Annotated in this window: 21 protein-coding genes; 14 read left to right on the forward strand and 7 right to left on the reverse strand. The window is 75.2% G+C overall.

Going from position 1 to position 21,390, the window contains the following annotated elements; all coding sequences use genetic code 11:
- Positions 1-18 precede the first annotated feature (18 nt).
- The 6 genes from K1Y72_RS00190 to K1Y72_RS00215 all read left to right on the forward strand — a co-directional run bounded on the left by K1Y72_RS00190 (position 19) and on the right by K1Y72_RS00215 (position 8,268).
- A complete protein-coding gene (locus tag K1Y72_RS00190) occupies positions 19-1,665 on the forward strand; it encodes an AMP-binding protein (RefSeq protein ID WP_220162011.1) in 1,647 nt (548 codons plus the stop codon).
- Between the two features lie 127 nt (positions 1,666-1,792).
- Complete coding sequence (locus K1Y72_RS00195) at positions 1,793-2,503, forward strand: copper resistance CopC family protein (protein ID WP_220162014.1); 711 nt, start codon at positions 1,793-1,795, stop codon at positions 2,501-2,503.
- 7 nt (positions 2,504-2,510) lie between these two features.
- Complete coding sequence (locus tag K1Y72_RS00200) at positions 2,511-4,535, forward strand: bifunctional copper resistance protein CopD/cytochrome c oxidase assembly protein (protein ID WP_220162016.1); 2,025 nt, start codon at positions 2,511-2,513, stop codon at positions 4,533-4,535.
- A gap of 60 nt (positions 4,536-4,595) precedes the next feature.
- Positions 4,596-5,828: a sensor histidine kinase gene (locus tag K1Y72_RS00205; RefSeq protein WP_308286816.1), complete on the forward strand. Its 1,233-nt coding sequence runs from the start codon at positions 4,596-4,598 to the stop codon at positions 5,826-5,828.
- Complete coding sequence (locus tag K1Y72_RS00210; RefSeq protein WP_220162018.1) at positions 5,825-6,481, forward strand: response regulator; 657 nt, start codon at positions 5,825-5,827, stop codon at positions 6,479-6,481. The genes K1Y72_RS00205 and K1Y72_RS00210 overlap by 4 nt, the downstream gene beginning before the upstream one ends.
- 92 nt (positions 6,482-6,573) lie before the next feature.
- Positions 6,574-8,268 (forward strand): AMP-binding protein, encoded by a 1,695-nt coding sequence (locus K1Y72_RS00215; protein WP_258571721.1) that lies wholly within the window; start codon positions 6,574-6,576, stop codon positions 8,266-8,268.
- Here K1Y72_RS00215 and K1Y72_RS00220 read toward each other — a convergent pair.
- The gene (locus tag K1Y72_RS00220) at positions 8,240-9,157 is read right to left on the reverse strand and encodes a TIGR03564 family F420-dependent LLM class oxidoreductase (RefSeq protein ID WP_220162020.1); all 918 of its coding nucleotides are present in this window, start codon (positions 9,155-9,157) and stop codon (positions 8,240-8,242) included. The two genes, K1Y72_RS00215 and K1Y72_RS00220, sit on opposite strands and share 29 nt — an antisense overlap.
- 84 nt (positions 9,158-9,241) lie before the next feature.
- Here K1Y72_RS00220 and K1Y72_RS00225 point away from each other — a divergent pair, with 84 nt between their 5' ends.
- A complete protein-coding gene (locus K1Y72_RS00225; protein ID WP_220162022.1) occupies positions 9,242-9,766 on the forward strand; it encodes a TetR/AcrR family transcriptional regulator in 525 nt (174 codons plus the stop codon).
- Between the two features lie 33 nt (positions 9,767-9,799).
- Here K1Y72_RS00225 and K1Y72_RS00230 read toward each other — a convergent pair whose 3' ends face one another.
- Entirely contained in the window at positions 9,800-10,894 is a 1,095-nt protein-coding gene (locus tag K1Y72_RS00230) for a S1C family serine protease (protein WP_308286817.1), read from the reverse strand.
- Positions 10,895-11,050: 156 nt separating this feature from the next.
- Here K1Y72_RS00230 and K1Y72_RS00235 point away from each other — a divergent pair, with 156 nt between their 5' ends.
- Entirely contained in the window at positions 11,051-12,184 is a 1,134-nt protein-coding gene (locus K1Y72_RS00235) for a baeRF3 domain-containing protein (protein WP_258571722.1), read from the forward strand.
- A gap of 66 nt (positions 12,185-12,250) precedes the next feature.
- Here the strand turns inward: K1Y72_RS00235 and K1Y72_RS00240 are convergent, their stop codons facing one another.
- From K1Y72_RS00240 to map, 3 genes are all read right to left on the reverse strand, one after another.
- Positions 12,251-12,967 carry a metal-dependent hydrolase gene (locus tag K1Y72_RS00240; protein ID WP_220162026.1) on the reverse strand — a complete coding sequence of 239 codons (717 nt, stop codon included), beginning with the start codon at positions 12,965-12,967 and terminating at the stop codon, positions 12,251-12,253.
- A gap of 172 nt (positions 12,968-13,139) precedes the next feature.
- Positions 13,140-13,829 carry a ComEA family DNA-binding protein gene (locus K1Y72_RS00245; protein ID WP_220162028.1) on the reverse strand — a complete coding sequence of 230 codons (690 nt, stop codon included), beginning with the start codon at positions 13,827-13,829 and terminating at the stop codon, positions 13,140-13,142.
- A 75-nt stretch (positions 13,830-13,904) separates the two neighbouring features.
- The gene (gene map, locus K1Y72_RS00250) at positions 13,905-14,756 is read right to left on the reverse strand and encodes a type I methionyl aminopeptidase (RefSeq protein WP_220162030.1); all 852 of its coding nucleotides are present in this window, start codon (positions 14,754-14,756) and stop codon (positions 13,905-13,907) included.
- A 66-nt stretch (positions 14,757-14,822) separates the two neighbouring features.
- Here map and K1Y72_RS00255 point away from each other — a divergent pair, with 66 nt between their 5' ends.
- Positions 14,823-15,002: a hypothetical protein gene (locus K1Y72_RS00255; protein WP_220162032.1), complete on the forward strand. Its 180-nt coding sequence runs from the start codon at positions 14,823-14,825 to the stop codon at positions 15,000-15,002.
- Positions 15,003-15,026: 24 nt separating this feature from the next.
- Here K1Y72_RS00255 and K1Y72_RS00260 read toward each other — a convergent pair whose 3' ends face one another.
- Positions 15,027-15,623, reverse strand: coding sequence for a hypothetical protein (locus K1Y72_RS00260; RefSeq protein ID WP_220162034.1), 597 nt, complete (start codon positions 15,621-15,623; stop codon positions 15,027-15,029).
- A 75-nt stretch (positions 15,624-15,698) separates the two neighbouring features.
- Between K1Y72_RS00260 and npdG the strand changes: the two genes are divergently transcribed.
- The 4 genes from npdG to K1Y72_RS00280 all read left to right on the forward strand — a co-directional run bounded on the left by npdG (position 15,699) and on the right by K1Y72_RS00280 (position 18,747).
- A complete protein-coding gene (gene npdG, locus K1Y72_RS00265; RefSeq protein WP_220162037.1) occupies positions 15,699-16,403 on the forward strand; it encodes an NADPH-dependent F420 reductase in 705 nt (234 codons plus the stop codon).
- A 46-nt stretch (positions 16,404-16,449) separates the two neighbouring features.
- Complete coding sequence (locus K1Y72_RS00270; RefSeq protein ID WP_220162039.1) at positions 16,450-17,550, forward strand: potassium channel family protein; 1,101 nt, start codon at positions 16,450-16,452, stop codon at positions 17,548-17,550.
- 154 nt (positions 17,551-17,704) lie between these two features.
- On the forward strand, positions 17,705-18,046 hold the full coding sequence (locus K1Y72_RS00275; protein ID WP_220162041.1) for a hypothetical protein: 342 nt from the start codon (positions 17,705-17,707) through the stop codon (positions 18,044-18,046).
- Positions 18,043-18,747 carry a hypothetical protein gene (locus K1Y72_RS00280; protein ID WP_220162043.1) on the forward strand — a complete coding sequence of 235 codons (705 nt, stop codon included), beginning with the start codon at positions 18,043-18,045 and terminating at the stop codon, positions 18,745-18,747. The genes K1Y72_RS00275 and K1Y72_RS00280 overlap by 4 nt, the downstream gene beginning before the upstream one ends.
- Positions 18,748-18,775: 28 nt before the next feature.
- Here the strand turns inward: K1Y72_RS00280 and panB are convergent, their stop codons facing one another.
- Positions 18,776-19,624: a 3-methyl-2-oxobutanoate hydroxymethyltransferase gene (panB, locus tag K1Y72_RS00285; RefSeq protein ID WP_220162045.1), complete on the reverse strand. Its 849-nt coding sequence runs from the start codon at positions 19,622-19,624 to the stop codon at positions 18,776-18,778.
- Positions 19,625-19,827: 203 nt separating this feature from the next.
- Here panB and K1Y72_RS00290 point away from each other — a divergent pair, with 203 nt between their 5' ends.
- Positions 19,828-21,387, forward strand: a complete 1,560-nt coding sequence (locus K1Y72_RS00290) for an MFS transporter (protein WP_220162047.1) — start codon at positions 19,828-19,830, stop codon at positions 21,385-21,387.
- Positions 21,388-21,390: the final 3 nt, after the last annotated feature.

Consider the following 21,390-nt stretch of genomic DNA (forward strand, 5'->3'; position numbering starts at 1 on the left):
GGGTGACACGCTCGCGCCATGGCGAGCGGGATCTTCGCGGAACTGGTCCTGGCCCGGGCGGGCGACGCCCACCCGGGCCTGCTGTTCGAGGACGAGGTCCGCAGCTGGGCCGAGGTGGTGCGCGAGGCCCGCGCCCGCGCGGCCCTGCTGGACGCCTTCCCGGCCCCCGCCGGGCGGCCCCGGCACGCCGGGGTGCTGCTGGAGAACGTGCCCGAGTACGTGTACTGGATCCTCGGGGCGGCGCTCGCCGGGGCCACCGTGGTCGGCATCAACCCGACGCGGCGCGGCGCCGAGCTCGCCGCCGACGTCGCGCACACCGACTGCGACCTCATCGTCACCGACACCGCGCACGCCGGGCTGCTCGGCACCGGCCCGGCCGGCGCGCCGGTGCTGCTCACCGACTCGGCCGAGTACCGGGCGGCGCTGCCCGCCGACCCGCCCGTCCCCGACGTCGCGGGCCTCGCCCCCGGCGACCGGCTCCTGCTGCTGTTCACCTCCGGCTCGACCGGCGCCCCGAAGGCCGTCGTCTGCAGCCAGGGGCGCCTCGCCGCCATCGCGGCGGGCGGCGCCCGGATGGGCATCGGGCGCGGCAGCGTCACCTACTGCGCGATGCCGCTCTTCCACGGCAACTCGGTGATGGCCAACCTCGCCATGGCCCTGCACGCCGGCGCGACGGTCGTGCTCCGCCGCCGGTTCTCGGCGTCGGGGTTCCTGCCCGACGTGCGCCGCTACGGCGTCACCTACTTCAACTACGTCGGCCGCGCGCTCGCCTACATCCTCGCCACCCCCGAGCGGGACGGCGACGCCGCCACCACCCTGGAGGCGGTCTTCGGCACCGAGGCGTCCGCGCAGGACATGGCCGGGTTCGCGCGCCGGTTCGGCTGCCGCATCATCGAGGGCTACGGGTCCAGCGAGGGCGCCATCTCGATCAACAAGGTCCCCGGCACGCCGCCCGACGCGCTCGGCCTGCCCCCGGACGGCGTCCGCGTCGCCGTCCTGGACCCCGCGACCGGCGACGAGTGCGCCTGCGCGGAGTTCGACGCCGCCGGGCGCCTCGCCAACCCCGGCGCGGCCATCGGCGAGCTCGTCGGCCTCAACACCTCCGGCTCCTTCGAGGGCTACTACAACAACCCCGAAGCCGACGCCGAGCGCGTCCACGACGGCCGCTACTGGAGCGGCGACCTCGGCTACCGCGACGCGGAGGGCTTCTTCTACTTCGCCGGGCGCGGCGCCGACCGGCTGCGGGTCGACAGCGAGAACTTCGCCGCCGCGCCCGTCGAGCGGATCCTGTCGCGCTGGCCCGAAGCGGTCATGTGCGCGGTCTACCCGGTGCCCGACCCGCGCACCGGCGACCAGGTGATGGCGGCCCTGGAGCTGCGCGGCGCCTTCGACCCGGCCGCGTTCGCCGCGTTCCTGGCCGCCCAGCCCGACCTCGGCACCAAGTGGGCGCCCCGGTTCGTGCGGATCGTCGGGGCGATGCCGCTCACCGCCACCGGCAAGGTCGACAAGCGGCCGCTCCGCCGCCTGTACTGGGCGGGCCCGGACCCGGTCTGGTGGCGGCCCGGCCGCGACCTGGCCTACCGGCCGCTCGGCGCGGAGGACGCCGCCGCCCTCGACGGCCGGTTCGCCGCCCACGGCCGCGGGCACGTCCTCGGCTCCTGGTAGGGCGCCCGGCGGTGGGACGCGGCGGCGAGCCGGAGCCGTACCGGTGCCGCAACGGTGCGCGGGCTCAGTAGGCTGGACGCGCCTTCTTTCCCATAACGCCCTTCCCTACTGGAGAATCCGGCCTCCCATGAAGCGCCCCACCTTCCGCCCCCTGCGCCGCGCCGGCGTGGCCGCGGCCCTCGCCGCGCTGTCCGGCGCCGTGCTGTTCGGCACCGCCACCCCCGCCCTGGCCCACACCCGCCTCGTCAGCAGCACGCCGGGCAAGGACGCGACGGCCGCCGGGGTGACCCGGATCGAGCTGGTGTTCAGCGACAAGATCAGCGTCGCGAAGGTGGTGGTCAAGGACGGGCACGGCAAGACCTTCCAGTCCGGCGCCGCCGCCCACGAGGGCACCAAGGTCACCCAGCGCCTCACCGGCGCGCTGCCCGCCGGGCAGTACACCGTCGCCTACGCCGTCGTCGGCGAGGACGGCCACCGCGTGCAGGGCGACGACCTGTCCTTCACCGCCGCGCCCGCCGCCGCGGGCGCCGAGGCGGCCCCGTCGGAGGGCGCCGCCGCGGCGGTGCCGGTGACGGCGCCGACCGACACCGTCCCGGCCGAGGTGGACGAGAAGGCCGACAAGGCGGAGGGCGGCTCCGGCACCACCAAGTGGATCATGATCGGGGTGGGGGCGCTGGTCGGCATCGGCATCGGCGTCGGCATCGTGGCCTTCGCCAAGCGCCGCAAGCCCGCCGCCAAGGCCGGCACGCCCGCAGCGCCCGCAGCGCCCGCCGCCGGCGACGGCGACGGCGCCGACCGGACCGACGCGGCCGCCGGGGACGACGCGGCCCGGAAGTGATGCGCCCATGAGCAGGAACGCCCTGGCCGTCGTCCGCGCCGCCGCGGTCGCGGTGGCCGCCTCGATCATCGTGCTCGCGGCGGCGCTGGTGCTCGGCGGCGCGGTGGCCGAGAAGATCATCCCCGGGCTCGGCGACGCGGGCACCGCGACCCGCTGGGGGCTGCCGGTCGCGCGCACGCTGATGGACCTGAGCGCCGCCGCCACCGTCGGCGGCCTGCTGGCCGGGGTGTTCCTGCTGCCGCTCACCGGCGCCAAGGGCGCCGTGCGGCTCGGCGACGACGCGGCCGGCTACGTGCGGGCCGCGTCCTGGGCCGCCGCGGCGTGGGCCGCGGCGGCCGCCGCCACGCTGGTGTTCACCGTCGCCGACGTGCTCGGCCAGCCGGTCGGCGAGGTGCTGACCGGCAGCGAGCTGAGCGGCTACGTCGGGCAGCTCCCGCAGGGCACCGCGCTCATGCTGGTCGTGCTGCTCGCCGTCGTCGTCGCGCTGCTCGGCCGCACCACCACCACGCCCGGCGCCACCGCCGGGCTGCTCGTCCTCGCCGGGATCGCGCTGCTGCCGCCGCCGCTCACCGGCCACTCGGCCTCGGCCGCCAACCACTCGGTCGCCGTCACCGGCGTCGCCCTGCACGTGGCGGCCGTCGCGCCCTGGGTCGGCGGCCTCGCCGTCGTCTGCGCGCACGCGCTGCTCGGCCGCGACCGGCTCGGCGTCATGGCCGAGCGGTACAGCCGGATGGCGCTGTGGTGCTACGTCGTCGTCGGCGCCAGCGGCCTGGTGAACGTCATCGCCCGGCTGCCCGACCCCGCCGAGCTGCTGAGCACCGACTACGGGCGCCTCGCCCTCGGCAAGATCGTGGCGTTCGCGCTGCTCGGCTGGTTCGGCTGGTGGCACCGCCGGCGGACGCTGCCCGCCGTCGCGGACCGGCGCCCCGGCGCGTTCGCCCGGCTCGCCACCGTCGAGATCGCGGTAATGGGCGCCACCATGGGCCTCGCCGTCGCGCTCGCCCGCACCGCGCCGCCCGCCCCGGCCGGCGAGGAGACCCCCGTCAAGGCGCTGACCGGCTACGACGCGCCGCCGCAGCTCACCTTCGGGCGCCTGGCGGGCCTCTGGACGTTCGACTTCTTCTTCGCCGCGCTCGTCCTCGCGCTCGGCGGCCTCTACATCGCCGGGCTCGTCCGGCTGCGCCGCCGCGGCGACGCCTGGCCGGTGCTGCGGACCGTCGCCTGGTTCACCGGGCTGGCCACCATCGTGGCCGTCACCGAGACCGGGATGGCGCGGTACGCGCCCGTCCTGTTCAGCATGCACATGATCCAGCACATGGTGCTGAACATGCTGACGCCGATCTTCCTGGTGTCGGGCGCGCCGGTCACGCTGGCGCTGCGGGCGCTGAAGCCCGCGCGGATCCGCGGCGACCGGGGGCCGCGCGAGTGGCTGACGGCCGTGCTGCAGAGCCGGTACACGTCGTTCGTCGCGCATCCGGCGGTCGCCACGATCATCTTCGTGGCGAGCACCTTCGCGCTGTACTTCACGCCGCTGTTCGAGAGCGCGATGCGCAACCACCTCGGGCACATCGCGATGACGGTGCACTTCCTGCTGGCCGGCTGCCTGTTCTTCTGGGTGCTGATCGGCGTGGACCCGGCGCCGCACCGGCTGCCCTACCCGGGCCGCCTGCTGCTGCTGTTCGTCACCATGCCCTTCCACGCCTTCTTCGGCATCGCGCTGATGAACCTGTCACAGCCGGTCGCGGCCGGCTGGTACGAGGCGGTGCGCCCCGAGTGGGGCACCTCGGTGCTGAAGGACGTCCACACCGGCGGCGCGATCGCCTGGGGCTTCGGCGAGATCCCCACCTTCATCGTGCTGATCGTGCTCGGCTTCCAGTGGTTCTTCGACGACCGGCGGCAGGCCCGCCGCGAGGACCGGCGCGCCGACCGCGCCGCCGCGCGCGGCGAGAAGGGCGCGCAGGACGACGAGCTCGCCGCCTACAACGCCCGCCTCGCCAGGCTCGCCGAGCGCGACGAGACGGGCCGCGGCTAGCGGGGGCGCCTCCCCCCGGCGGGGGAGGCCCGGGACGCCCGGCCCTGCCAGGATCGGGGGGTGCGCCGAACCCTGCGGGTCCTGATCGCGCGGACCACCTGGCGCCGCTGGTCCTACCTGGTGGCCGGCGGCGCCCTGCTGCTGCCGTACTGGATCGCGGGCATGGCCGCCGCGTCGCTGGTGCCGGTCCCGCACGCGGCGGCCCTCCAGGCGCCGCTCGTGCTGCTCGTCCTGCCGGTGGCCGGGACGTTCGTGACCGGCCTCGTCCCGACGGTCCGGGTGCTGGAGGGCACCGCCGCCAAGGAGCTGCTCGGCGGCGCCGCCGCGGACCTGCCGGCGGCGCCCGCGCGCGGCTGGCGGAGCCGGGTGCGGACGGGCGCCTGGTTCACCCTGCACCTGCACGCCGGGGTCGCCGTCGGCGCCCTCAGCCTGGCGGTGCCGGCGGTCGCGGCGGCCGGCGCCCTCTACCCGCTGCTGCGCTGGGGCGCCGGCGAGCCCGGGACGGGGCGCTTCACGCGCGGCCCCTGGCCCTGGCTCGTCCCGCCCGCCGCGCTCCTCGCGCTCGCCGCGCTGCTCGCGCTGATCATCGGGACGGGGGCGCTGCTCGCCCGCCTCGCGCCCCGCCTGCTCGGCCCGGCGCCCGCCGAGCGGCTCGCCGCGCTGGAGGCGCGCGCGGTCCGCCTCGCCGAGCGCAACCGGCTGGCCCGCGAGCTGCACGACTCGGTCGGGCACGCCCTCAGCGTCGTCACCCTCCAGGCGGGCGCGGCCCGCCGCGTCCTGGACGCCGACCCGGCGTTCGCGCGCGAGGCCCTCGGCGCCATCGAGGAGTCGGCCCGCGCCGCGCTGGAGGACCTCGACCACGTCCTCGGCCTGCTCCGCGAGGACGCCGCGCGCACCGCGCCGCAGCCGACGCTCGCCTGCCTCGGCCGGCTGCTGGACCAGGCCCGCCTCGCCGGGGTGGAGCTGGACGCCGAGGTCGGCCCCGGCCTCGACCGGGTCCCGGCGGCGGTGTCGCGCGAGGCGTACCGGATCGTCCAGGAGGCCCTCACCAACGCGCTGAAGCACGCCGGGCCCGTCCCGGTGCGGCTGCGCGTCGCGGTCGCGGACGGCGAGCTGGCCCTGGAGGTCTCCAACCCGCTCGGGTCCGGCCGCCCGGCGCCCGGTCCGGGCGGCGGGCGCGGCCTCGGCGGCGTCCGCGAGCGGGTGCTCGTCCTGCACGGCGCGCTCACCGCCGGGCCGGACGGCGACCGCTGGCGCGTCGGGGTGTCGCTGCCGCTAAGGTCCGCCTCATGACGATCCGGGTGCTCCTGGTGGACGACGAGCGGCTCATCCGCGCCGGCCTCGCGGCGATCATCGCGGCGGAGGACGACCTGGCGGTGGCCGGGGAGGCCGCCGACGGCTCGGAGGTGCCCGGCCAGGTGGCGCGGCTCCGCCCCGACGTGGTGCTGATGGACGTGCGGATGCCCGAGGTGGACGGACTCCAGGCGACCCGGCGGCTGCTCGCCGCGCACGCCGACCCGCCCCGCGTCATCGTCGTCACGACCTTCGAGAACGACGAGTACGTGTACGCGGCGCTGAAGGCGGGCGCGCACGGGTTCCTGCTGAAGCGGGCCAGGCCCGAGGAGATCGTCCAGGCGATCCGGCTGGTCGCGGGCGGGGAGAGCCTGCTGTTCCCGGCGGCGATCCGCGCGCTCGCCGCCGCGCACGGCCCGGCGGGCGCGCGGCCCGGCGCGGCGCGCTGGCACGCGCGGCTCACCGAGCGGGAGGCGGACGTGCTGCGGCTGATGGCCAAGGGCCGCTCCAACGCCGAGATCGCCGCCGAGCTGTTCGTCAGCACCCAGACGGTGAAGACGCACGTCGGCAACGTCCTCGGCAAGCTGGCGGCGCGCGACCGCACGCAGGCGGTCATCCTCGCCTACGAGACCGGCTTCATCGTCCCCGGCTGACGCGGCCGGGGTAAGGGGTCGCTTGCGCCCCCGCCACCGAACGCGATTCTATGGGGGTGACCTGCACCACCATCATGGAAGGACGGTGTCGGATGGCGAAGGGCGCGACGTCTCCCGCTGTCACCCTGGAGTACCCCGACGTCCCCGTGGGCGCGATCCTGACCGGCGCGGCCCGGCGGTGGGGCGGCCGGACGGCCCTGCACTACCAGGGCCGCGACATCTCCTACACCGAGCTCGCCGCCGACGCGGCCCGCTTCGCCCACGGACTGCGGGCGCGCGGCATCGGCCGCGGCGACGTCGTCGCGCTGCACCTGCCGAACATCCCCGAGTTCGCCGTCGCCTACTACGGGACGCTGCTCGCCGGGGCGACCTTCTCGCCCTGCAACCCGCTGCTGCCGGTCGACGACCTGGCCTTCCAGCTCGCCGACTGCGGCGCGGTCGCGGTGGTCACGGTCGACCTCGTCGCCCCGTCGGTCGCGGCGGCGCTCGCCCGCACCCAGGTCGCCACGGTGATCGTCGCGGGCGCGTTCGGGCCGGTGGACGCGGCACAGGTCTGCGACGGCGCGTTCGCCGGCCGCGGCGCGGCGTTCGAGGACGTCGGCGCCGGGCGGCCGGACGAGCCGCCCGCCGTGGACATCGACACCCGCCGCGACCTCGCCCACATCGCCTACACCGGCGGCACCACCGGCCGGTCCAAGGGCGTGATGCTGCCGCACCGCAACGTCGTGGTGAACGTGATCCAGTTCTCGCACGGCGCGACCGGCGGCACCGCGACCGTGGACGAGGCGGGCGGCCTCGTCCTGGACGCTCCGGCGGGCGACCCCGACTTCCCCATCCCGCTCGGCGAGAACGTGCTGGTCAACGTGGCGCCCTGGTTCCACGCCATGGGCACGATCGGCTACCTCAGCAACCCGCTGCTCGCCGGCTCCACGATCGTCGTGCATCCGCGGCTGGACGTCCCGGCGTTCCTCGCCGACCTGGAGAAGTTCCGGGCGACCGCCCTCGGCGGCGCGCCCGCGCTGTTCTCCGCGCTGTTCGCCGACCCCACCTTCGCCGAGCGCGACCTGTCGAGCGTGCAGGCCATCCGGTCGGGCGCGGCGCCGCTGTCGCACGACATGATCGCCCGGCTGGAGGCGACCTTCCCCGGCGCGATCGTGGTCGAGGCGTACGGGCTCACCGAGGTCAGCATGGGCGCGACCGCGAACCCCGGCAACGTCTCGGGCGTCCGCAAGGCCGGCACCGTCGGCCCGGCGGTCGCCGACACCCTCGTCAAGGTCGTGGACGCCGGCGAGCCCGAGGTCACCGACGCCACGCCGGGGCTGCCGGCGGGCGCCGAGGGCGAGGTGTGCGTCAAGGGCCCGCAGGTCATGGCCGGCTATCTGAACCGGCCCGAGGAGACCGCCGCGGTGCTGAGCGACGACGGCTGGCTGCGCACCGGCGACATCGGCGTCCTCGACGAGGACGGCTACCTGGCCATCGTGGACCGCAAGAAGGACATGCTGATCTACAACGGCTACAACGTCTATCCGCGCGAGCTGGAGGAGAAGCTGCTCGCCCACCCGGCGGTCGCCGGGGCGGCCGTGGTGGGCCGCCCCGACGAGGCGGCGGGGGAGCTGCCGACGGCGTTCGTCGTGCGCGCCGGCGACCTCGCCGAGGACGACCTGCTGGCGTACGTGAACGCGCAGGTCGTCCACTACAAGAAGCTGCGCGAGGTGCGGTTCGTGGACGAGATCCCGGTGTCGGCGGCCGGGAAGATCCTCAAGCGGGAGCTGCGCGACCGGCTCTGACGAGGCCGCCGAGGAACTCCAGGGTGCGGGCCGGCTCGCCGCCGTGCGGGCTGACGAGCAGGTCCGTGACCCCGGCGTCGGCGAACCGGGCGATCTCGCGCTCCAGGAGGGCCTCGTCGCCCGCCACGACGGTCTCGTGGACGCCCGCCAGGCCCTGGCGGTCCAGCAGGGCGCGGTAGGCGGGCAGGTCGCCGGCGAAACCGAGCCGCGCGGCGAGCTCGTCGCGGGCGGCGTCCGGGTCGGCGGTGAGCGCCATGACGGTCCCGGCGAGCACGCGCGGCGCCGGGCGGCCCGCCGCCTCGGCCGCCGCCGTCACCTTCGGCACGATGTGGCCGGCGAGCGCGGCGGCGCCCGTCCAGGTCGTGACGACGCCGTCGGCGAGCTCGCCCGCGACGCGCAGCATCACGGGCCCGAGCGCCGCCACCACGAGCTGCGGGGGAGCGACGCCCGCGGGGGCGACCTGCCCGACGGCCGTCAGCGTCTCGCCGTGGTAGTCGACGGCCTCGCCGTGCAGCAGGGGGCGGAGGGCCGTCAGGTACTCGCGGACGTGCCGCGCCGGGCGCGCGTAGTCGTAGCCGTGGGAGTCCTCGATGTACCACCGGTGGCTCGGCCCGACGCCGAGCACGAACCGGCCGCCGGTCGCGGCCTGGGCGGTGAGCGCCTGGCTCGCGAGCGCGAGCGGGTGGCGCGGGTAGGTCGGGACGACGGCGGTGCCGACCTCGACGCCGGGCGCCGCCCGCCCCGCGAGGGCCGCGACGGTGATGGCGTCCCACTCGCCGAACTGGCCGAAGTAGGCGCTCGCCAGCCCCGCCTCGGCGGCCGCCTCGACCTGGCCGGTGAGCGCGTCCAGCGGCGCGCCGCCGGCGCCGAGGAACAGTCCGATCCGCATGGCACCTCCGATTAAGGTGAACCGGATCTTCCGGTTCCGTGCGGCTAGACTAACGTGAACCGCCGATTCCGGATAGGGGGCGCCATGCGCGCCGACGCGCGCCGCAACCGCGACCGCATCACCGCCGCCGCGCTCGCGCTCGTCGCCGAGCGCGGCCCCGAGGTGCCCATGGAGGAGATCGCCCGCGCCGCCGGCCTCGGCGTCGGCACCCTGTACCGGCACTTCCCCGATCGCGGCGCGCTGCTGGAGGAGATCTCCGTGGCCGGGCTGGTGGACCTGCGGGACGCCGCGCGCGCCCTGCTGGACGCCGGCGGCCCGCCCTGGGCGGCGGTCGAGGGCTTCGTCGCGCACTGCGCCGGGCGGCCGCTCGCCCTCATCAAGGCCCTGGCCGAGACGGTGCCCGCGCCGCCCGAGCGCGAGGAGCTCCAGGGCGAGGTGGACACGCTGATGCTGCGGATGGTCGGGGCCGCGCAGGCCGCGGGCGCGCTCCGCGCCGACCTCGCGCCCGCCGACGCCGTCGCCGTGCTGAGCGCGGTCGTCTGCCGGCCGGGCGTCCGCGCGGGCGACGCGCTCACCACCGTCCTGCTGGACGGCCTGCGCGCCCGCTGAACGCCCGGCCGGAGCGGGCCGGGCCGGGCCGGGTCAGCTTCCGGGCAGCTCGCCGAGCTTGACGTCCACGGTCCTCGTCGCGCCGCCGGTGTCCTTGATCTCGACCTTGGCGGTGTCGCCCGGGCTGAGCTGCGCGAGCACCTCGGCGAGCTCGGTCTGGCTGGGCGTCCGCGTCCCGTTCACCGACACGATCATGTCGCCGGCCTTGATGCCCGCCGCGTCCGCCGGGCCGCCCCTGGTGACCGACACGACGCCGACCGAGGTCTCCTCACCGCTCTGGTCGATGATGGTGCGCACCGTCACGCCGAGCGCGGCGCGGCCGGTGTTGCTGACCTTCCCGTCCTTGATGAGCTGCGGCACGATCGACTTCACCGTGTTGCTCGGGGTGGCGAAGCCGATGCCGACGGCGGCGCCGCCCATCTGCGGGTCGGACGCGGCGGCCGTCGGGATGCCGAGCACCTGCCCGCTCATGTCCACCAGCGCGCCGCCGCTGTTGCCGGGGTTGATCGCCGCGCTCGTCTGGATCGCGTTGCCGATGGTGGCGCCCGGGAAGGCGCCCTCGCGCTGGGTGGACACCGTCCGGTTCAGCGCCGACACGATGCCGTTGGTGACGCTGCCCGCCAGGCCGAGCGGGTTGCCCATCGCCAGCACCATCTGGCCGACCTTGGCGTTGCCCGAGTCCGCGAACCGCGCGGCCTTCAGGTTCGCGCCGCTCACCTTGACCACGGCGAGGTCGTCGGCGTTGAACGAGCCGACCAGCTCGGCGTCCAGGGCCTGCCCGCCGCTCGCCGCCGTCACCGTGATCTGCTTGGCGCCCGCCACCACGTGCGCGTTGGTGACGATGTCGCCCTGGTCGTCGTAGACGACGCCCGACCCCTCGCCCTCGTCGGTCTTGATCTGCACGACCGACGGCAGCACCTCGTTGACGACCTTCTCGTACTGCGCCTCGGTCTGCGCCACCGGCGCGCCCGCCGCCGCACCGCCCGCCGCGCCGGACGACGCCGTCGCGGAGGCGCTCGCGCCCGTCCGCGCCGCCGTCCTGCTGTCCTCGCCGCACGCCGCCAGCGCGAGCGCGCCCGCGAGCACCACGGCGCCCGCCCGGACGCCGATGCCGATCCTGTTGTCCACCGAGCCCACCTCCGACTGGTCCCTGCCCACCGCGGGCGGTCCCGCACACGCGGGACCGGCCGACCCGGCGTGATCTTGAATTTCCGGCGGTCCCGGCATGACCCGCCGCGTTCATCAATCGCCTCTTACGCCTCGTTTACCTGCGGTTCGTTAGAAATGAGACAGCAGGGACAGCTCGCCGATCGGGGGATCATGGACGCCGTCACTCTGTCCGACCTGCGCAAGCCGCGCACCTTCCCGGCGGTCTCGGTGCTGATGCCGACCCACCGCCGCCCGCCGCAGAACCAGCAGGACCAGATCCGGCTGCGGAACCTGCTCGCCGAGGTGCGCCGCCGCCTCCGGCAGGACCCCGGCGTCGCCGACGCCGCCGCCGACGAGGTGCTGCGCGGCCTGGAGCGGGCCGCCGGCGAGGTGGACCTGCGGCACGCCGAGGACGGGCTGGTGCTGTTCGCCACCGGCGACGGCGAGCACCACGCGTTCACCGTCGCCCAGCCCGTCGACGAGCGCGTCGTGGTGGACACCACCTTCGCCACCCGCGACCTCGTCGCGGCCTACACCCGCAGCACCAAGTACTGGCTGCTGTCGCTGTCGGACCAGGCCGTGCGGCTCTGGGACGGGCAGGGCGAGGAGCTCGCCGAGCACGCCGCCGACGGCTTCCCGATCGAGCCCGAACCCGGCGACGAGCCGAACGGCACCCGCTCGTCCCCGCGCGGCGCCCAGCACGGCGACGAGCGGCACCGCAAGCTGATGCGCGAGGCCGTGTCCGCCCTGGAGGGGGTCCTCGCCGGCGACCGGCGGCCCGTCGTCGTCGCGGGCGTCACCCGGCACCAGGCGTTCTTCGACGAGGCCGCCGGGCCCGCCGTCACCGTCGCCGGCCGGGTGGACGGCGCCTACGAGGGCGCCCCCGCGAGCACCCTCGCCGAGCTCGCCCGCCCGGCCCTCGACGCCTACGAGGACCTCCGCGAGGTCGCGGTGCTCACCGAGCTGGAGGCGGCCCGCGGGCTCCAGCGCTACGTCGCGGGCGTCCGCCGCGTCGCCGAGCTCGTCGGGGAGGGCCGCGGCGAGCACCTCGTCGTCGAGCGCGGCTACTACGCGCCCGCCGTCCGCACCGGGACCGGCGAGCTCATCCCGGTGGACGGGCGGCTCGGCGCGCTGCGCGGCGCCGACGTCGTCGACGACGTGGTGGACGACATCATCGAGACCACCCTGGAGTACGGCGGAGAGGTCACCTTCGTCTCCGACGGGTTCCTGGTCGACCACGACCGGATCGCCCTGGTGGTGCGCTTCTAGCGCCGTACACGGCGGGATCCCGGAACCGCCCCCGGGATCTCGCCCCCTCGCCCCGCGCCGCCCGGGTCAGGTGCGGGTGAGCCACTCCGCGCCGACGTCGCCGAGCGCGGAGCGGACCGCGAGGATCGCGACGCCGAGGGTGAGCAGCGGCACCACGACCCAGCGCTCCACCTTGCCGTCGGTGCGCGGGATCAGCGGGATCTCCACCCGCCACGGCACCGGCCAGAGGACCGGCACCCCGCGCGGGGTGAGCGCGTCCCCGAGGATGTGCGCGAGGCAGCCGAGGAACACCGCGAACCCGACGAACGTCATGTCCAGGCCGTGCATCAGCCAGACCGCGATCAGCGCGAGCGCGCAGTCGGCGATCGCCGACTGCGGCTCCCGGCCCTCGAAGTCGAAGCCGATGCCGCGCAGCCCGAACCCGACGATGACGAACAGCGCGACCCACCACCCGTAGATCGCGTGGGTGGCGAGCCAGTCCATCGCGTAGCCCATCGCCGCCGCGAACAGCAGCGAGTGGGTGGCGTGCCGGTGCCCGCCCGACAGCTTACCGACGTACTTGCAGAACACCCGCGTGATCGGCCCGTAGGTCTGGGCGATGCGGCCGCTGTGGTGGTCGATGTCGGGCAGCAGCGCGGCCCCCGCCGCGACGACGCCGCCCGCCAGCAGCTGCTGGGCGTCCAGGTGGACGGCGTGCGTCCCGAGCAGGCGGTCCGAGCTGAGCAGCGGCATCGCGCCGAGCCACAGCAGCGCGCCGCTCATCGCGTGCGTCTTCCCCATCATCGCGTGCGCTCCCCGAAGTGCAGACCCGCGGTCGCCGTCCCCGTGCGGCCGCCCGCCGCCCCGGACTCTAGCCCGGTAATGATCGCTTTCGCGGGCGGCGCGCCGATGGCGGCGGTTGGTCCGGATTGGACGTCCCGCCCGATCACCGCGTTCCGCGGGCGGGGCGCGGCGGTCAGCGGATGAAGACGGCGTAGTCGGCGACGTCGCCGGTGATCGCGGGCGGCAGCCCGGCGACCGCCGACAGCTCCTCGGCGGACACGAACCCGCCCGTCTCGGCGCGCACCCGCTCGATCCGCTCGGCGAGCTCGGCCGTGATGCCCGGCAGCGTCATGAGCGCCTCGGCGGGCGCGTGGTTGACGTCGACCAGGCCGCCGTCCCTGTACTGGCGGGGCAGGTCGGGGCGCCCGATGCGCAGCTCGCGGGCGAGGCCGGGGTCGCCCGCGGCGAGCGCCCGCGCCTTCTGCCGGAGCAGCCGCTGCTGCCGCACCCGCTCCACCACCGCGTCGTTGCCGATGCCGGCGAGGCCGTGGGGGTCGAACACCCGGCGGCGGACGACGAACGCGTGCGCCGACCCGCCGATCGCGAGCAGGAACATCAGCACGCCCGCGGTGGTCTGCGAGCGGTCGCCGGCGCGCACGTCCGGCAGCACCGTCATCAGCAGCGCGAACAGGCCGATGTAGACGGCCGCGGACACCAGCAGGTGCGCCGACCGGCGCCAGAGGGCCGCGGCCGCGAACGTGAACGGCGTCGCGAAGCCCAGGCTGAGGAACGGCAGCGCGGCCCACGTCACGCTGATCGCGGCCCGGCCCGGCGGCATGCTGTCGGAGGGGACGCGGGGCTCGTACGGCGCTGGCACGTTCATCGAGGCGTACTCCCGGCGGGGGGATCGGGGTGACTCTGCGACGAAGACTCTGGCGAGGACGTTCCCGCGAACGGGCTAGGGCAGTGTCAGGATCTCGTGGCCGTCATCGGTCACCAGGATGGTGTGCTCGAACTGCGCGGTGCGCCGGCGGTCCTTGGTGACGACCGTCCAGCCGTCGTCCCACATGTCGTACTCGTAGGTCCCGAGGGTCAGCATCGGCTCGACGGTGAAGGTCATGCCCGCCTCGATCACCTTCGTGGCGTTCGGGTCGTCGTAGTGCGGGACGACCAGGCCCGAGTGGAAGGTGGTGCCGATGCCGTGGCCGGTGAAGTCGCGCACCACGCCGTACCCGAACCGCTTGGCGTAGGACTCGATCACCCGGCCGACGACGTTCAGCGCGCGGCCGGGGCGGGCCGCGCGGATGCCGCGCAGCGTCGCCTCGCGGGTCCGCTCCACCAGCAGCCGCGACTCCTCGTCGACGTCGCCGGCGAGGAACGTGGCGTTGGTGTCGCCGTGCACGCCGTCGACGAAGGCGGTGATGTCGATGTTGACGATGTCGCCGTCGCGCACCACGGTGTCGTCGGGGATGCCGTGGCAGATCACCTCGTTCAGCGAGCTGCAGAGCGACTTGGGGAACCCCCGGTACCCGAGCGTGGACGGGTAGGCGTCGTGGTCGATGAGGAACTGGTGGCCGATCGCGTCCAGCTCGTCGGTGGTGATCCCGGGGCGGACGTTGCGGCCGACCTCCTGGAGCGCCTGCGCGGCGATCCGCCCGGCCACCCGCATCCGCGCGATCGTGTCGGCGTCCTTGACGTCCGGCTCGCTCGTCCTCGGCCGCGCCTTGCCCACGTACTCGGGGCGCGGGATGCGCGCCGGGACCTTGCGCATCGGCGAGACGTGTCCGGGCTCCAGGAGGTGGGTCGTCATACCGAGGAGTTTAGTCAGCCCGATCGGGGCACGATCCGGGGCGGCGGGAAGATCAGAGGAGGAACGATGAGCGACAACGACGGCGACTGGTGGTTCTGCCTCACCCATAAGAAGGTCGAGCACGGCGCCGGCTGCCCGAACAAGGACCGGATGGGCCCCTACGCCTCCGAAGCGGACGCGGCGAACGCGCTCGAACTCGCCCGGCAGCGCAACGAGGCGTGGCGGGCCCAGGACGACGACGACTGATCCCGGCGTCAGTCGACCACGGCGTCAGTCCACCACGGGCCCGCTGATCGTCTCCAGGACCCTGGCGAGGCGGGCGCGCAGCCCGGTGCGGCCCCGCGCGGCGGCGGACCCGGCGTCCGCCGCCGCCGCGCTGACCAGGTGCTGGGCGCCGTCGAAGGTCACCAGCGGGTCGGCGGCCGGCACCGACAGCGCCTCGTGCGCGAGGCCGCGCAGCTCGCGGTCGCCGCCGTCCAGGGACAGGATCACCGCGCCGGTGCGGCGCGCGTCGTCCACCCGCTCCAGCAGCGGGACGGGCGCCTCGCCCTCGGCGACGACGAACAGCGTCTCGCCGCGCCGGGCCGCCTCCAGCCGCTCCAGGCCGACGGCGAGGTGGGCGGGCGCGCCCGGCGGCGGCGCCCACCGCACGAGCGTCGGGGCGAGGCCGGGCAGGGCCGCGAGGCGGCTCTCGTCGTCCAGGTGCGCGGCCAGGTGCCAGGGCTCCTCCGCGGGCGTCCCGACGAGCATCAGCCCGCCCGGCGTGCGCGCCGAGACGCGCAGCGCCCGCGCGAACTCGCGGGTGCGCTCCAGCCATCCGGTGGTCGCGAGCACCTCGCGCAGCATCGTCACCTGTTCGCCGTCCACGGGTCACCATGGTGCCCCAGCGGACGCCGGGGGCACCTGCTTTCGGCCGGATGCCCGCCTGGCACACTCGGCGGTATGAGCGAACAGCAGCAGAAGACCCCCTATGACCTGCCGGACGTGAGCGGCCTGCGCATCGGCATCCTCGGCGGTACCGGCGACCAGGGCAAGGGCCTCGCCCGCCGCTTCGCGCTCGCCGGCCACCAGGTGGCCATCGGCTCGCGCAAGGCCGAGCGCGCCCAGGAGGCCGCCGACGACCTGCGCGCCACCGACGCCGGCCTGCCGGTGCGCGGCGCCGAGAACGCGGTCGCGGCCGGGGAGTCCGACGTCGTGGTGATCGCCGTTCCGTGGGAGGGGCACAAGGCCACGCTGGAGTCGCTGCGCGCCGAGCTCGCCGGCAAGATCGTCGTGGACTGCGTGAACCCGCTCGGCTTCGAGAAGGGCAAGGGCGCGTTCGCGCTGCCGGTCGAGGAGGGCAGCGCCGCGCAGCAGGCCGCCGCCGTGCTCCCCGGCAGCCGCGTCGTCGCCGCCTTCCACCACGTGTCGGCCAAGCTGCTGCTGGACCCGGCCGTCGACGCCATGGAGCTGGACGTCCTCGTGCTCGGCGACGACCGGGAGGCCACCGACACCGTGCAGGCCCTCGCCGGGCGGATCGGCGGGATGCGCGGCGTCTACGGCGGGCGGCTGCACAACGCCCACCAGGTGGAGGCGCTCACCGCCAACCTGATCTCCATCAACCGGCGCTACAAGGCGCACGCGGGGCTGCGCGTCACCGACGTGTGAGCCGGCGCGCCGCCGCGGTGATCACGTCCTGCTACGCTCACCCTCCGTGAGCGATCGCAGGCAGGGCGCCCGGCCGCCGCGGGTCCTGCTGCCGCGCCGCCGGGTCGGCCCGTTCCAGGCCGTCCTCGGCCGGGTGCTCGCGGCGAACCTGCTGCTGCTCGTCATCGTGCTGGTGGTCTACGCCGGCCGCGGCGGCTACCGCGACGGCGCCGGCGGCCCGCTGTCGATGCTGGACTGCTGGTACTACGCCACGGTGACCGCCTCGACCACCGGCTACGGCGACATCACGCCCGTGTCCCCGGCGGCGCGGCTGGTCAACATCGTCGTCATCACGCCGCTGCGGGTGATGTTCCTCATCGTCCTCGTCGGCACCACGCTGGAGGTGCTGGCCGAGCGCACCCGCGACGAGCTGCGCCAGAACCGCTGGAGGAACCGGGTGCGGGATCACTACGTGGTGGCCGGGTACGGCACCAAGGGCCGCAGCGCGGTGAAGGCGCTCCTGCACATGGGGGTGCGGCACGACCTCATCGTCGTCGTCGACCCCGACCCGCGGGCGGTGGGCGACGCCGCCGAGAAGGGGTTCGTCGGCATCGTCGGCGACGCGACCCGCAGCGCCGTGCTGAAGCGGGCGGGCGTGCCGACGGCCCGCCAGGTCGTCGTCGCCACCGCGCGCGACGACACCGCCGTCCTCGTCACGCTGACCGCGCGCCAGCTGAACCCGGGGGCGGGCATCCAGGCGTCGGTGCGCGAGTCGGAGAACGCGCCGCTGGTCCGCCAGAGCGGCGCCGACCACGTCGTCACCTCCTCCGAGGCGGCCGGGCGGATGCTCGGGATGTCCACCACCCACCCGCACGTCAGCGAGATCATCGAGGACCTGCTGGACCAGGGCAGCGGCCTGGACCTGCGGGAGCGGCCGGTGCACCCGGGCGAGGTCGGCGGGCCGATCACCGCGACCCGCCAGCCCGCGCTCGCGCTCGTGCGGGACGGGCGGCTGCTGCCCTACGACGACCGGGCCTGCGCGGTGCTGCGCGAGGGCGACCGGGTGGTCGTGGCGACCTCGTCGCCGCGGCTGCGCCCCTGGAGCCTCGGCGAGCAGGAGGACGACGACGGCGCCGCCGACGACGGCGGGGACGCCGGGGACCGCTGAGGCGGGCGGGGGAGAAGGGAACCGAAAACAGGGGAACCGAGCGGATCGTTCGCCGCTCCCGGTGCGTCTGAACGCATGTGCCGGGGGATTCGCGGACTTCATACCACCCGACCCGGACGCGGCTTATGATCGAGCTGGGACAGGGCAGGTGAACATGAGGCAGATCCGCTCGGCAGACCCGTGGAGCACGTTCCTCACGTCGGGGAGGGACGACGCCGCCGGTACCGGCTCGGCGCGCTTCGCGCGCCGGGAGCCGCCGCCCGAGGGCGCCCGCCGCACGCTCGGCCCCGACCCCTCCGACGCCTGCCGCCGCGTCCTCGACCAGCTGCACGCCGCGCACGGCCCGCAGACCTTCGACCAGATCCGGTACGGCACCGGGCTCGGCCTGCTGGAGATCGCCGACGCCGTCGAGCTGCTGCGCGACCGCGGGCTCGCCCGGGTCGAGGACGGCCCCGAGGAGGCGGTCCGCCTGACGGCGGACGGGACCGCCGGATGATCGGCTACGCCGTCACCGTCGCGATCGCCTGCCTGGTCGGCGTCGCGGAGCTGGTCAGCCGCTACCGGGACCGGCCGGCGACGCTGGTCCGGGTGCCGAGCACCTGGGCCTACGTGATGATCAACGCGGCGGCCGGCGCGGGCTCGCTGATGCTGCTGCACACCTTCGGCTGGCGGTTCGGCGTGCAGTCCGAGGCGACCGCCGCCGCGACGCAGGTGCTGGTGGCGAGCCTCGGCTCGATGATGGTGTTCCGCAGCGCGGTGTTCACCGTCCGGGTCGGCGACGAGGACGTGGCGGTCGGCCCGTCCACCCTGCTCACCTCGCTGCTCGCCGCCGCCGACCGCGGCGTCGACCGGATGCAGGCCAAGACCCGCGCCCGCGAGGCCGGGCAGATCATGCAGGGCGTGGAGTTCGACGAGGTCTCGCTCGCGCTGCCGACCTACGTCCTCGGGCTGCTGCAGAACGTCTCGGCGGAGGACCAGGCGGCGCTCCGCACGGCGGTGGACGCCCTGTCGGCCAGCCCGATGTCGCCGCAGCACAAGTCGCTGAGCCTCGGCCTGCTGCTCATGAACGTGGCCGGTCCCGACGTGCTCGGCGCCGCCGTCGAGACCCTGCGCAGCAACGGCGGGGACGGAGAGCCCCCGCCGGCGCCCGCCGGCGACCGCGCTCCCGGAGAGCGCGGGGCGCCCGCGCGGGTCTGACCCGCGCGGGCGCCCGTCGCGGCGATCGTCAGCGGTAGGTGTGCTCGGCGGCCGGGAAGGCGCCGCCGACGACCTCGTCGGCGTAGGCGCGGGCCGCGTCGCCGAGGACGGTGTTCAGGTCGGCGAACTTCTTGACGAACTTGGCGGTGTGCGGGGTGAGCCCGGCCATGTCCTGCCAGACCAGCACCTGCGCGTCGGTCTGGTTGCCGCCGCCGATGCCGATCGTCGGGATGGACAGCGACGCGGTGACCTTGGCGGCCAGCTCCTCGGGCACGCACTCCAGCACGACCGCGAACGCGCCCGCGGCCTCCAGGCCCTTGGCGTCGGCCATCAGCTCGTCGCCCGCCTGCCCGCGGCCCTGCACGCGGTAGCCGCCGAAGGCGTTCACCGACTGCGGGGTGAGGCCGAGGTGGCCCATCACCGGGACGCCGGCGGCGACGAGCGCCTCGACCTGGGGGAGCACCCGGCGGCCGCCCTCCAGCTTGACCGCGTGGGCGCCGCCCTCCTTCATGAACCGGGCGGCCGACGCGAGCGCCTCGGCGACGCCCGACTGGTAGGAGCCGAACGGCAGGTCGGCGACGACCATCGCGCGCTGCGAGCCGCGCACCACGGCGGCCGTCAGGGGGAGCAGGTCGTCGACGGTGACCGGGATCGTGGAGTCGTACCCGTAGACGACCATCGCGGCCGAGTCCCCGACGAGCAGGACCGGGATGCCGGCCTCGTCGAACACCCGCGCGGTGAGGGCGTCGTAGGCGGTCAGCATCGGCCACTTCTCGTGCCGCTCCTTGGCGGCGGCGATGTCACGGACGGTGACCCTGCGGCCGCCCTTGCCGCCGTACAGGGCGGTCGGCTGTGCGGACGCTGCGGAAGAAGACATGAGGAACCTCCGACGTCTTGAGGCGCCACGGTGGCGTACCCAGACCCCAACGATCGTGCCACTTCCTGAACGATTCGGATACCCCGGTCATTCCGCGGCCCGCGCTCCGAACGAAACGATACGGTTGCGTATCGGTGCGGGACGGCGTACCGTCGATACGGTACGTTCTCGTATCGGATCCGCTCCCTCCCGGAAGGTCTTCCTTGGACCCGCAGAGCATCCAGAAGCGCCGCTGGATCATCCTCGGCGTGCTGACCCTCAGCCTGCTGGTGGTCGTGCTCGACAACACCATCCTCAACGTCGCCCTCAAGACCATCGCCGACCCGCGCCAGGGCCTCGGCGCCACGCAGGGCCAGCTGGAGTGGTCGATCAACTCCTACACGCTGGTCTTCGCCGGGCTGCTGTTCACCTTCGGCGTCCTCGGCGACCGCTTCGGCCGCCGGCGCGTGCTCGTCGCCGGCATGGTGGTCTTCGGCCTCGGCTCGCTCGCCTCGGCCTACGCCCAGTCGCCCGACCAGCTCATCTGGGCGCGCGCCCTGATGGGGCTCGGCGGCGCCGCGGTGATGCCGCAGACCCTGTCCATCATCACCAACGTCTTCGAGCCCGCCGAGCGCGGGCGCGCCATCGGCATCTGGGCGGGCGCCGTCGGCCTCGCCGTCGCGATCGGCCCGGTCACCGGCGGCCTGCTCCTCGCGCACTTCTGGTGGGGGTCGGTGTTCCTCATCAACGTGCCGATCGTCGTGGTGAGCATCGCGCTGATGGCCGTCCTCGTGCCCGAGTCGCGCAACCCCGCCCCCGGCGGCCTCGACCCGCTCGGCGTGCTGCTGTCGGTGATCGGCCTCGTCGGGCTGTCCTACGGCATCATCCAGGGCGGCGACCGCTCCGACTGGCTGCACCCGGCGGTGCTCGGCCCGATCGCGGGCGGCGTCGCGATGCTCGCGCTGTTCGCCTGGCACGAGGCCCGCACCCCCGACCCCGCCTTCGACGTCAAGCTGTTCCGCGACCCGCGCCTCGCCGCGGCCGTCGCCGCCATCGCGCTCTGCTTCTTCGCCGCCGCGGGCGTGTTCTTCTTCTCCGGCTTCTACCTGCAGTCGGTGCGGGACATGTCGGCGCTGGAGTCGGGCGCGATGATGCTGCCGTTCGCCGTCGCCCAGCTCGCCTTCTCCCCGCTCAGCGCGGGGTTCGTGCGGCGCTTTGGCGCCAAGGCCGTCTGCACCGCCGGGCTGCTGCTCGTCGCCGCCGCGCTCTTCGGATTCCACGAGGTGGACGCGGACACCTCGCTCTGGTTCGTCGGCGCGGTGTTCTTCGTCCAGGGCGCCGGCATGGCCAACGTCATGCCGCCGGTCACCGAGTCGGTGATGTCGGCGCTGCCGCGCGAGAAGGCGGGCGCCGGCTCGGCGATCAACAACACCGCCCGGCAGGTCGCCACGGCCATGGGCGTCGCCGTCCTCGGCTCCATCGTCGGCTCGTCCTATCGCGACCGGATGCACGACCACCTCGCCGCGCTGCCCGCCGGTGCGCGCGAGGCCGCCGGGCAGTCCATCACCGGGGCGCACGCGGTCGCCGACCGGCTCGGCGCGGCCGGGCGGGGCCTCGTCGGGCCCGCCGACGGGGCGTTCGTCCACGGGATGCACCTCGCCGCCCTCATCTCGGCCGTGGTGGCGTTCGCCGGCGCCCTCGTCGTGCTGAAATGGTTGCCCGGCCGCCCGAAGCCCGCGCCGGCGGCCGCCGAACGGCCCGCCGAGGTGACGGCGGACGTGTGACAA

It is taken from the genome of Actinomadura parmotrematis (assembly GCF_019458805.1).
GTDB classification, from domain to species: Bacteria; Actinomycetota; Actinomycetes; order Streptosporangiales; family Streptosporangiaceae; genus Spirillospora; species Spirillospora parmotrematis.

Excerpts from the sequence above, each read along its gene's own strand:
- K1Y72_RS00190 (WP_220162011.1), top strand. The coding sequence starts at position 19 with ATGGCGAGCGGGATCTTCGCGGAACTGGTCCTGGCCCGGGCGGGCGAC.
- K1Y72_RS00195 (WP_220162014.1), top strand. The coding sequence starts at position 1,793 with ATGAAGCGCCCCACCTTCCGCCCCCTGCGCCGCGCCGGCGTGGCCGCG.
- K1Y72_RS00200 (WP_220162016.1), top strand. The coding sequence starts at position 2,511 with ATGAGCAGGAACGCCCTGGCCGTCGTCCGCGCCGCCGCGGTCGCGGTG.
- K1Y72_RS00210 (WP_220162018.1), top strand. The coding sequence starts at position 5,825 with ATGACGATCCGGGTGCTCCTGGTGGACGACGAGCGGCTCATCCGCGCC.
- K1Y72_RS00215 (WP_258571721.1), top strand. The coding sequence starts at position 6,574 with ATGGCGAAGGGCGCGACGTCTCCCGCTGTCACCCTGGAGTACCCCGAC.
- K1Y72_RS00220 (WP_220162020.1), bottom strand. The coding sequence starts at position 9,157 with ATGCGGATCGGACTGTTCCTCGGCGCCGGCGGCGCGCCGCTGGACGCG.
- K1Y72_RS00225 (WP_220162022.1), top strand. The coding sequence starts at position 9,242 with ATGCGCGCCGACGCGCGCCGCAACCGCGACCGCATCACCGCCGCCGCG.
- K1Y72_RS00235 (WP_258571722.1), top strand. The coding sequence starts at position 11,051 with ATGAGACAGCAGGGACAGCTCGCCGATCGGGGGATCATGGACGCCGTC.
- K1Y72_RS00240 (WP_220162026.1), bottom strand. The coding sequence starts at position 12,967 with ATGATGGGGAAGACGCACGCGATGAGCGGCGCGCTGCTGTGGCTCGGC.
- K1Y72_RS00245 (WP_220162028.1), bottom strand. The coding sequence starts at position 13,829 with ATGAACGTGCCAGCGCCGTACGAGCCCCGCGTCCCCTCCGACAGCATG.
- map (WP_220162030.1), bottom strand. The coding sequence starts at position 14,756 with ATGACGACCCACCTCCTGGAGCCCGGACACGTCTCGCCGATGCGCAAG.
- K1Y72_RS00255 (WP_220162032.1), top strand. The coding sequence starts at position 14,823 with ATGAGCGACAACGACGGCGACTGGTGGTTCTGCCTCACCCATAAGAAG.
- npdG (WP_220162037.1), top strand. The coding sequence starts at position 15,699 with ATGAGCGAACAGCAGCAGAAGACCCCCTATGACCTGCCGGACGTGAGC.
- K1Y72_RS00275 (WP_220162041.1), top strand. The coding sequence starts at position 17,705 with ATGAGGCAGATCCGCTCGGCAGACCCGTGGAGCACGTTCCTCACGTCG.
- K1Y72_RS00280 (WP_220162043.1), top strand. The coding sequence starts at position 18,043 with ATGATCGGCTACGCCGTCACCGTCGCGATCGCCTGCCTGGTCGGCGTC.
- panB (WP_220162045.1), bottom strand. The coding sequence starts at position 19,624 with ATGTCTTCTTCCGCAGCGTCCGCACAGCCGACCGCCCTGTACGGCGGC.